This is a genomic window from Rhodopila globiformis (genome assembly GCF_002937115.1).
In the GTDB taxonomy this organism is placed as follows: Bacteria; Pseudomonadota; Alphaproteobacteria; order Acetobacterales; family Acetobacteraceae; genus Rhodopila; species Rhodopila globiformis.
In genome coordinates this window covers 18,365-28,232 of record NZ_NHRY01000046.1, presented here as the reverse complement: position 1 = coordinate 28,232, position 9,868 = coordinate 18,365, and the positions used below count along the sequence as shown (strand labels likewise).

Below are 9,868 nucleotides of genomic sequence, written 5' to 3'. Positions count from 1 at the left end.
CGAACGCCGCCTCGCTGAGGCCCTTTTGGAATTGCACCTTGTTCCGAGCCATTGCCACCGCCTCGCTACAACCGGATGTTCATGCTATGTATCATGCCCCAGAGGCTGAGAAAAGTGCGTAAGCAGGTATGACAATACGGATCGTCCTGCCCTATCCCAATCTTGATGCGCTCAACCCCGGGCGCCACGCGCACCCACCGCCCTCCGTCCCCAGCACACAAAATGCGGATTCTCCCACCCCGGCTTCCCATACCGCAGCGTTTCCCCCTCCAGCGTCTCCACCGCGCCACCCGCCGCCTCCAGCACCGCCTGCGGCGCGCAGGTGTCCCACTCCATCGTGCGGCCAAACCGCGGATACAGATCCGCCTCCCCTTCCGCCAGCCGGCAGAACTTCAGGCTCGACCCGAAATTGACCAGCCGCGCCACCGTCCGCCCGGCCAGGAACCGGTCCAGCGTCGCCGCATCGCCATGATGCCGGCTGGCCACCACCGTCAGTCCCTCCGGCGGGCAAACCCGCGCGGCAATCGGCTGCCGCGCGCCGCCGCTCTGCCGCCAGGCGCCGACCCCGACAATGCCGCCGAACAGCACGCCCGTGGCCGGCACGCCGACAACCCCCAGCACCGGCCGGCCATCCCGCACCAGGCCGATGTTCACCGCGAAATCGTCCCCGCCGCCGGTGAACTCCCGCGTCCCGTCCAGCGGATCCACCAGCCAGAATTCCGCCGTCGCCTGCGGGACGGCGCCCCCCGCCACGGCTTCCTCGGCCACCACCGTGCAGCCAGGCAGCGCCGCGCGCAGGCCCGACAGGATGATCGCCTCGGCCGCCCGGTCGGCTTCCGTCACCACCGACCGGTCCGCCTTGTGCTCCACCTGGAAGCCGCGGTCGCGGATCGCCCGGATCTCCGTCCCCGCCCTGTCCGCCAGCGCGGCCGCGAGATCGAGCAAGGCTGTGTCATTCATCAGGCAGAGGCTCCGCTGCGCTTTTTCGTCCGTGGTCCGGCTCTGTTTAGAGGCGCAACGGAGGTCCTGTCCACCGTCTCCACCGGCCGGGCCAGCATCAGGCTGGCGGCCTCGTACACCAGGCTCGGCTCCAGGAAGCGCAGGCAGGCCAGCGCCCGCGGGCAGTCCGCGGCATTCGCCAGGTAGCACGGGCTGCACGTCATGGCCCGCCGCAGCGCCACGGCGTTGACGCCGATGGGGCCCCACTCCACCGGATCGACGACGCCGGAATGGATGCCGATGGTCGCGATGCCGATGGCGCTGGCGATATGCTTGGGGCCGCTGTCGTTGCCGATATACAGCACGCAGTTCCCCAGCAGCCGCGGCAGGTCCGCCAGCCCGGTCCGGCCCGCCATGCTCGCCATCCGCTCCGGATGCAGCCCCTGCGCCAGCAGCCGATCGGCGATGTCGGTCTCGTCGGGGCCGCCGATGAGCAGGATGGCGACGTCGTGCCGCTCGATCAGCAGGTCGATCAGCGCCGAGAAATGCGCCTCCGGCCACTGCTTGGTGACGTTGCCCGCGCCGGGATGGACGGCCACGACGCGCCGCCTGAACAGCGCCCGCACCGCCCGCGGCAGCTCCGCCAGCGGCATCGGCGCCGGGGGCTGCATCACCGCGCGGTCGGCTTCGCCGGCGCGGCCGATGGCGTCCACCAGGGCGACAAGGTCATCGACGACATGGCTGCGCTTGCGCTGCAGGCTGCGGTCGCCGTCCCAGTCCAGCGCGATGTCGAGGAAGGGATACTGCCCCTGGTGGTCGAAACCCGCCAGGAACCTCGCACCGGTGTGCCTCAGCACGTCCCGGGTCGACGGGTGCTTGCGCAGGTCGATCGCCAGGTCGAACCGGTACGGGCGGAGCCGACGGGCAAGGTCCTGGTAATCATCCCCGGTCACCGCGCGCTCGCCCAGTTGCGAGCGGGCGTGGAAAAATTCGAACGGGATGAATTCGTCGATCCCCGGCTCCAGCGCCGCCAGCGCCCGCGACGCCGGCCCGGCCAGCACGGTCAGGCGGGCCTGCGGAAACACCGCCTTCAGCCGTCGTACCGCCGGCAGCGCCGTGACGAAGTCGCCGATATGGTCCAGCTTGACCACCAGGATGCGCTGGATCTCCTGCCGGTGGAACAGCGGCGCCCCGGGCACGATCCACTGCACCGGCTCGTCGTCCGGACGGTAGTCGTCGGCGTGGCGCGACAGGTGCGGATTGAAATACGGGTCACCCGCGGCGAACGCCGTCTTCCACGCCGCATTGAATTGCGCCAGGTCGAACACGTCATGCAGGCCAGCCCGGCTGGCGAGCTCGTAATGAATCAGCGAGGCATAGGGCGTGAACACGGCCAGCAGCCCGGCACGATGCGCCCGCAGGCAGAAATCCAAATCATTGTTGGTGATCTGGTGCGACTCGTCGAACCCGCCCAGCCGCTCGAACACCGCCCGTCGCACCAGCATGCAGGCGCCGGTGACGGCGATGACGTTGCGCTGGGTCAGGGCCAGGCCGAAATAGCCTGGATCGTCGTGCGTGGCGAAACGGAACGCGTGGCGCCCGATTCCGTTATTGGACAGGAACATGCCGGCGTGCTGCACCTTGCCGTCGCCGTACAACAGCTGCGGGCCGACCACGCCGACGTCCGGCCGCTGCGCATGTTCCAGCATCGCATCCAGCCAGTCCTCGTGCGTCACTTCCATGTCGTCGTTCATGAACAGGAAGTAGTCGCCCTCGGCGGCCGCGGTGGCGCGGTTGTTGAAGGTGGACCAGTTGAAGCTGCCCGGGATGCTGACGACCTTGTCGGCGTGCAGCGCCAGCCAGGCCTTCCAGGCGGCGTTCGACTCCGGGATGTTGTCGATGGCGATGATCTCGAAGTTCCGGTAAGCCGTCTTCGCGCGCAGCGACGTAATGACTGTCTCGATGTGGCCGTTCGCGGCGCAGGTCGGGATGATGATCGAGACCTTGCCGAGCGCTGCGACCCGCCGCCTGACCCGCCAGGTGCCATGGATTGGCGTCGCACCGACCTCGCCGTGGATGCCGCGGCGTTCCAGAGCGCGTTGCAGCGCGGCCTGCTCCTGCGCCGCGCTGTCCAGCTCCATCGCCGCGCGCTGGCACAGCAGCCTGGGACTGTGGTGCACGCCGGCCGCGCGCTCGGCGCAGCGCAGCGCCAGGTCGTAGTCCCCGTCCGCCACCAGGCCGGCGGCGGAGACACCGGTCCGTTCCAGCAACAATGCCGTGGCCACCCAGGGCCGGCCGACATAGTTGGTGGACAACATCAGGTCGGGCGAGAAATCCGGCTTCAGGAACGGTTCCAGTTGCCCGCTCACCGGACTGCGCCGGACTTCGTCGGCATACAGCAGGTCCGCGCCGGGATTCCGGCCGGCGGCAACAGCCAGTTCCAGCAGCGCATCGGCACCCGGCTCGTCCCCCGGTGACAGAAGCATATACAGGACGTCGCGCCCGTCCCTGCCGCGCGCCAGCGGTTCGTCCCAGGCGTCATCGGATCGAAGCCGGAAGCTGACCCTCTCCGCCAAATGCGGCGCCTCATCGTCGATGACGGCCCGGACGGCCAGGGCGGCATCGGCATCCTCGGCCAGGACCAGCATCGTCCAGTCGGCGTAGGCCTGCGTGCGCAGCGCCGACAGCGTGGCGCGCAGCGGCTCGGTGCCGCCATCCGGCCGCAGGATGAACCGGAAGGCGGGGCGGTAGCGCATGCTGTCCAGGAACGCCAGCAGCATGTCGGACTCGGCCCGCGGCACGCGCCGGCGGATGCCGTTCTGCTCGATCTCGTCGCCGGATTTCCGCACGGTGATGCGGAACGAGCGGCTGATTGCCTGGCCGTCGTCGGTGCGGACCTTCAGGGAGACCGTGTGCTCGCCATCGCGCAGGCTGCGCGGCGGGCAATGGAAGGCGAAGCCGCTGCGCAACGCCGTCGGCCAGTCCGGGAACGCCGCGCCGACATCCTGGCGAGCCAGGCCGAAATGCGCCTCGCCCAGGCGCTGGTCGTCCAGGAACACCTCGAACGCACTGACGCCCGCGCGCGTCAGCAGCCAGCCGTCGATGGTCAGCCGTCCGGTAATCGTTTCCGCGGCCACGCCATGCGTGACGGCAGGGGAGTCGATCTCGAAACGGAAATCCGTGGCCTGTCCGGGTGCGGGAGCCAGCGGCGCCGCCGCCAGGGACCACGCGCCGGATGGCGGCACGACGCCGATCACCGATTTCTCGCGCTGCTGGTTGCGCGTGTTGCTGACGACGATGCGGACGCGGTACTCGCCCGAGAACCCGTCGCGGACCTTGTGGTCGAACTTGAAGCCGGACAGATGCGACATCGGGACCGCATCGAACACCTGGCCGACATCTGGGCGATCGTAGCCGTAGGCGGCCAGGCCGACGTCCTCGTCATCCAGCAGCACCCGCACCTGCGTGATGCCGGCGCCGCACACCGCCCAGCCGTTCACCCGCAGCGTCCCATCGGCCGAAAGCTGCACTTCGTCGCAATAGAGCTCGATTCCAGTCGGCTGTCCTGCGGCAAACCGACCTGCTTCCGGCGCAAGCGGGTCGGGCAGCCACGCCGAAGGATCCACCGGCGGCGCAAGCGCGAATCCGGGCGCGGGCCCGTGCGCGAAGTGCAGCCCTGTCGAAACATGATAGCCCGGCTGCTGGCCCATCGGGACGGCGGCCGGCGCGTCCATCGTTTCGCCGGCCGCTGCCGCCATGCCGGCGCCGGCCAGTGCCAGTTGCCGCGGCGAGCGCTCGACCGGAACGATGGCATCGTGGCCAAACCCATCCGGACAGACCACGCGGACGCGGACAGCGTCGACCTGTCGATCCTGCCGGCGCAGCGGCACGACCAGGACGAAGCCAGACCGTCCGGCATCCGGGTACGCGGCGAAAGCCGCCGCGACATCCTGCCGCTCGGCATCCAGCGCGGCCTGTCCGACCAGATCGCCATCGGCATAGGCCTGCACGGCCAGGATGGGCACCACGGCAACGGCCCATCCGTGGACCGACAGCCCACCACCGGGGTCGATCACGGCCCGCTCGACGTGCATCACCACAGAAGCGCGGACCGCGATCACTGACAGGCCCGCGCGGCTCCGCCCGGACACCAGGGAGACGGCCGGCGTCGCCTGCGTGTCCAGGCTGAGCGTGAAGTCCTCCCTGGCCTCGAAGCCGGGTTCCGTGCGCGCGACGATGCGGAACGCGCATGGCGCCGCCGCCCCGGGCGGAAGCTGCGGCAGGTGGAACTGGAACGCGCGCTGGCGGGCCGGGCGGCCGCCGGGCAGGACAGCCGCGCCGGCGCTTCCAGACTGGCCATACCACGCGGTGGCCAGGACCTGCTCGCCGACCTCGAGCCGTATCTCGATGATCGGCACGTCGGCGATGGCGCGGCCGCGGATCATGATATCGAAACGGTTATGCAGCACGCTGCCGTCCAGCGCCGGATCGATCTCGATCAGCACGACGGGTTTCGGCGGCGCGTCCTTCATCGGCGCGGCGGCGACGGCACCGCCGGCCCGTCGGGCGACGCGCCTGCGTGGTTCAGCCGGCTTGGTGACGGAGGCCTGGCGCTTCATGGCGACGCAATCCTGTTGCGGAACTCAAGGCCGATCGGCCTGACAGTCGCCCGGAGATGTCTCGGCATGGCCGGGCGCGGTGCCCGGGTTACATCGCGAACGGCAACCGGCCTTCGCGATAGCCGTCCTTGTCGAAGTGTTCCTGCGCGGAAGCAACGATTCCGGCGCGGATGCTGTCCGCGACGTCGGGGTTCGTCGCCAGGTACCACGCCTCGTCAACGGTCATGCGGAACGGCAGGCGGCCTTCGAAATATCCGTCATTCAGGAAGTGCTGCCTGGCCGATCGGACCACGCCGTTGCTGATCGCGCCGCCGATGTCCTCGTAGGTCCTGGCGTACCAGGCTTCGTCAACCTCGATCCCCTGGATCAGGGTCTTCAGGAGCCTGATGAAATCCTCATAGGAAACATTGACCCGAAGTTCCCCGCGCACCGTGGAGATCTCGATGGAACGGCGGATCAGCTCAAAAGGCGGCAGATATTTCACGAGTGTTCCCTTGGCAATAAGCTGCAATCAACGGTCAGGTCTGCAATCAAAAGTCAAAGCCGCGCCTGCGAACACTACCAATGCGGTGATCGGGAGGGAATCCGATTATCGTTAATTTTTTGCGGGTGCACCATTTCCCGCCGCCTGCTATTGGAAGGCCGCTTCCGACCGCGTGAGAAGGGATCGCCGCGTGACCGACATTCCGGCAGAGCCGACCCGGATGCTGCCGCCGACGGATGGCGAGCTGGCAGCCGTCGTCCGCAATTTCCATTCGGCCCGTGTATTGATTATCGGCGACGTGATCCTCGACCGCTATGTCTCCGGCGCGGTGCAGCGCCTGTCGCCCGAGGCGCCGATTCCGGTGCTGCGGCCTTCGGGAAATCGTTGCACGCTCGGCGGCGCCGCGAACGTGGCGCTGAACGTTGCCACCCTGGGCGGCCAGGCGATTCTCGTCGGCGTCATCGGCGACGATCCGGCCGGCGCGATGGTGGAGCGTCTGGTGGCGGACACCCCCGGTATCACCCCGGCCCTGGTACGCCTCGCCGATCGGCCGACGACGTCGAAGACCCGGTTCATGACAGGATCGCACCAGCTTCTGCGCCTGGACGAGGAAACCACCGCCCCACTGGATGCCGACGGCGCGGCGGCGGTGCTGGACGCGGTGGGGCAAAGCCTTGCCGCGGCGGATGTCGTCGTGCTGTCGGACTACGCCAAGGGCGTGCTGTGCGACGGCGTGCTGGAGGCGGTGCTCGCCCTGGCCGCCCGCGACGGCCGGATCGTCATCGCGGACCCCAAGCGGCCTGATTTCGCCGCCTACCGCGGTGCCACCATCCTGACGCCGAACGAGCACGAGGTGCGCCTGGCCACCCGCATCGACGCCGAGCAGGACACCGAGGCGACCCGCGCCGGAACGCTGGCGCTGGCGGCGACCGGCGGCCAGGCGGTGCTGGTGACGCGCTCGGCCAAGGGGCTGACCCTGGTGCGGTGTGACGCCGAGGCGCTGCATTTGCCGACGCGGGCGCGTGAGGTCGCGGATGTATCCGGCGCCGGCGACACGCTGGTCGCCGCCCTCGCGGTCGCTTTGGGCGCCGGCGCGGGCCTGCCGGAAGCGGCGATGCTGGCCAACGCCACCGCCGGCATTTCCGTCGGCAAGCAGGGCACCGCGACCGTCTCCCGGCAGGAGTTGCTGGACGAACTGCACCTGGCGGACCTGATGGAAACCGACCGCAAGGTGTACAGCCTGGAAGACGCCGTCGAGAAAGTCGCCGACTGGCACCGGCGTGGCTTCAAGGTCGGCTTTGCCAACGGCTGCTTCGACCTGATCCACCCCGGCCATGTCCGCCTGCTGAGCGAGGCGCGCGCCGCCTGTGATCGCCTGGTGGTGGCGCTGAACACCGACGCCTCGGTCAAGCGGCTGAAGGGGCCGACGCGGCCGCTGCAGAACGAGACGGCGCGGGCGACGGTGATGGCGTCGATGGCGCCGGTGGACATGGTGATCCTGTTCGACGAGGACACGCCGCTGGAGGCGATCAAGGCGCTGCGGCCGGATGTGCTGGTGAAGGGGTCCGACTACACGGTCGATCAGGTTGTCGGCGGCGACCTGGTGCAGGGCTGGGGCGGGAGGGTGCTGCTGGTGACGCTGCGCGAGGGCCACAGCACGACCGGGACGATCCGGCGGATGACCGCGCCGGCGGTGTAGGGCACGGACGCCTCGGGTTGCGGCAGGGCAAGGTCGTCGCCCCGGCGCAGGGCTGTTCCCCTGGCGCAAGGCCGTCCCCTGATCAAAGCCGTTCCCTTGGCCAAGGCCGTTCTCTCACCGTCATGGCCGGACGTGTCCCGGCCATCCACCCCCCACCGTTGAAGCGCAGATGGCCGGGACACGCCCGGCCATGACGGTGAGGCAACGGACCGGATCAGCCCCCCAGGCGTCTCAAGCCCGCACCAGCGCCTGGTCCAGGTCCGCAATCAGGTCCGCCGCGGTTTCCAGCCCGATCGACAGCCGGATCACATCCGGCCCGGCGCCGGCTGCCAGCCGCTGCTCGTCGGTCAACTGCCGATGCGTGGTGGAGGCTGGGTGCAGGATCAGGCTGCGGGTGTCGCCGATATTGGCCAGGTGCGAGAACAGGCCAACGCTTTCGACCAGCCTGATCCCCGCCTCGTAGCCGCCCTTGACGCCGAAGGTGAACACCGCCCCTGCCCCGTTCGGCAGGTATTTCCGCGCCAGCGCGTGATATGGGTTGTTCTCCAGCCCGGCATAGGACACCCAGGCCACGCGCGGATGCGCCGCCAGGAATTCCGCCACCGCCTGCGCGTTGGCGCAGTGCCGCTCCATGCGCAGCGGCAGCGTCTCGATCCCGGTGATCGTCAGGAACGCATTCATCGGCGCCATCGACGGCCCGTAGTCGCGCAGCGCCACCGCCCGCGCCTTGGTGGTGAAGGCGAAGTCGCCGAAATTCTCGTAGAACCGCAGCCCGTGATAGGCCGGCTCCGGCTCGGTCATCGACGGGAACTTCCCGCCCTGCGCCCAGTCAAACTTCCCCGACTCGACGACGATCCCGCCCATCGCGTTGCCATGGCCGCCAAGGAACTTCGTGGTGGAGTGCGTGACGATATCCGCCCCCCACTCGAACGGACGGCACAGATATGGCGTCGCCAGCGTGTTGTCGACGATCAGCGGCAGCCCGGCCGCATGCGCGACCTCGGCGATCGCCGCCAGGTCGACGATGATGCCGCCGGGATTGGCCAGGCTCTCGACGAAGATCGCCTTGCACTTCGGTGTCAGCGCCCGGCGGAAGTTCTCCGGGTCCAGCGGATCGACGAAATGGCAGGTCCAGCCCAGCTTCTTGAACGACAACCCGAACTGGGTCAGCGACCCGCCATACAGGTTGCGGCTGGCGAGGAACTCGTCGCCCGGCTCCAGCAGCGTGGCGAAAGTCAGGAACTGTGCGGCATGGCCCGAGGCGGAGGCAACCGCGGCGCGCCCGCTCTCCAGGCTGGCAACGCGCTCCTCCAGCACCGCCACCGTCGGGTTGGTCAGGCGGGAGTAGATGTAGCCGAAATTGTGCAGGTTGAACAAAGACGCCGCGTGGTCGACGTCGTCGAACACATACGCCGTGGTCTGGTAGATCGGCGTCGAGCGCGCCCCGGTGGCCGCGTCCGGCGCGGCGCCGGCATGTACCGCCCGGGTCTCGAAGCCGTAGCCGCCGTCCACGGCCGCCGGCAGCGGACGCGGCTTGCGCGCCCGGTCCGTCGGCGGCTGCGGCGGGCGGTTGCGGATGATGCCGGAGTTCACCCCGCTCCAGGACAGCTCGCCGCCGAGGCGGCCGAACTCGATCTTCGGGCAGCGGTTCATCACGACGTCCAGCCCGGCGGCCTCGGCCCTGGCGGCGGCGTCGTCGTGGCGGACGCCAAGCTGCATCCAAACCACCTTGGCGCCGATGGCGATGGCGTCGTCGACGACCGGCGGCACCGCGTCGGAGGCACGGAACACCTCGACCATGTCAATCGGCTCCGGGATGTCGCGCAGGCTGGCATAGACCCGCTCGCCCAGCAGATCCTTGCCGGCGAGGCCGGGATTGACCGGGATCACCCGGTAGCCTTTGCCCTGGAGGTACTTCATGACGAAGTAGCTCGGCCGGTTCCAGTTGGCCGACGCGCCCACCAGCGCGATGGTGCGCACGGTGGACAGGATGTGCCGCAGCTTGGCGTCGGTATAGGGAATGGGTTCGAGCATGGTCATGACATCGGCCTCCTGCTGGCGCCGGCTTTCCTGGATAGAGGTATACCGAATACAGAAATCCCCCTGACAGCGCGAGCCACCAGGGGG

5 protein-coding genes are annotated in these 9,868 nt (G+C 69.0%); 1 reads left to right on the top strand and 4 read right to left on the bottom strand.

The genetic code is table 11. From position 1 onward, the window contains the following. Positions 1 to 171: 171 nt before the first annotated feature. The 3 genes from cysQ to CCS01_RS03365 all read right to left on the bottom strand — a co-directional run bounded on the left by cysQ (position 172) and on the right by CCS01_RS03365 (position 6,042). Entirely contained in the window at positions 172 to 960 is a 789-nt protein-coding gene (gene cysQ, locus CCS01_RS03375) for a 3'(2'),5'-bisphosphate nucleotidase CysQ (RefSeq protein ID WP_104517414.1), read from the bottom strand. Next, entirely contained in the window at positions 960 to 5,558 is a 4,599-nt protein-coding gene (locus tag CCS01_RS03370; RefSeq protein WP_104517413.1) for a glycosyltransferase family 9 protein, read from the bottom strand. Before CCS01_RS03370 ends, cysQ begins: the two co-directional genes overlap by 1 nt. Before the next feature lie 88 nt (positions 5,559 to 5,646). Continuing rightward, complete coding sequence (locus tag CCS01_RS03365; protein WP_104517412.1) at positions 5,647 to 6,042, bottom strand: hypothetical protein; 396 nt, start codon at positions 6,040 to 6,042, stop codon at positions 5,647 to 5,649. Positions 6,043 to 6,262: 220 nt separating this feature from the next. On the opposite strand from CCS01_RS03365, the gene rfaE1 reads away from it, so the two are divergent. Next, a complete protein-coding gene (gene rfaE1, locus CCS01_RS03360; RefSeq protein WP_104517419.1) occupies positions 6,263 to 7,741 on the top strand; it encodes a D-glycero-beta-D-manno-heptose-7-phosphate kinase in 1,479 nt (492 codons plus the stop codon). Positions 7,742 to 7,972: 231 nt separating this feature from the next. On the opposite strand, the gene CCS01_RS03355 is transcribed toward rfaE1, so the two are convergent. Further along, positions 7,973 to 9,781 carry an O-acetylhomoserine aminocarboxypropyltransferase gene (locus CCS01_RS03355; RefSeq protein WP_338049960.1) on the bottom strand — a complete coding sequence of 603 codons (1,809 nt, stop codon included), beginning with the start codon at positions 9,779 to 9,781 and terminating at the stop codon, positions 7,973 to 7,975. Positions 9,782 to 9,868 lie beyond the last annotated feature (87 nt).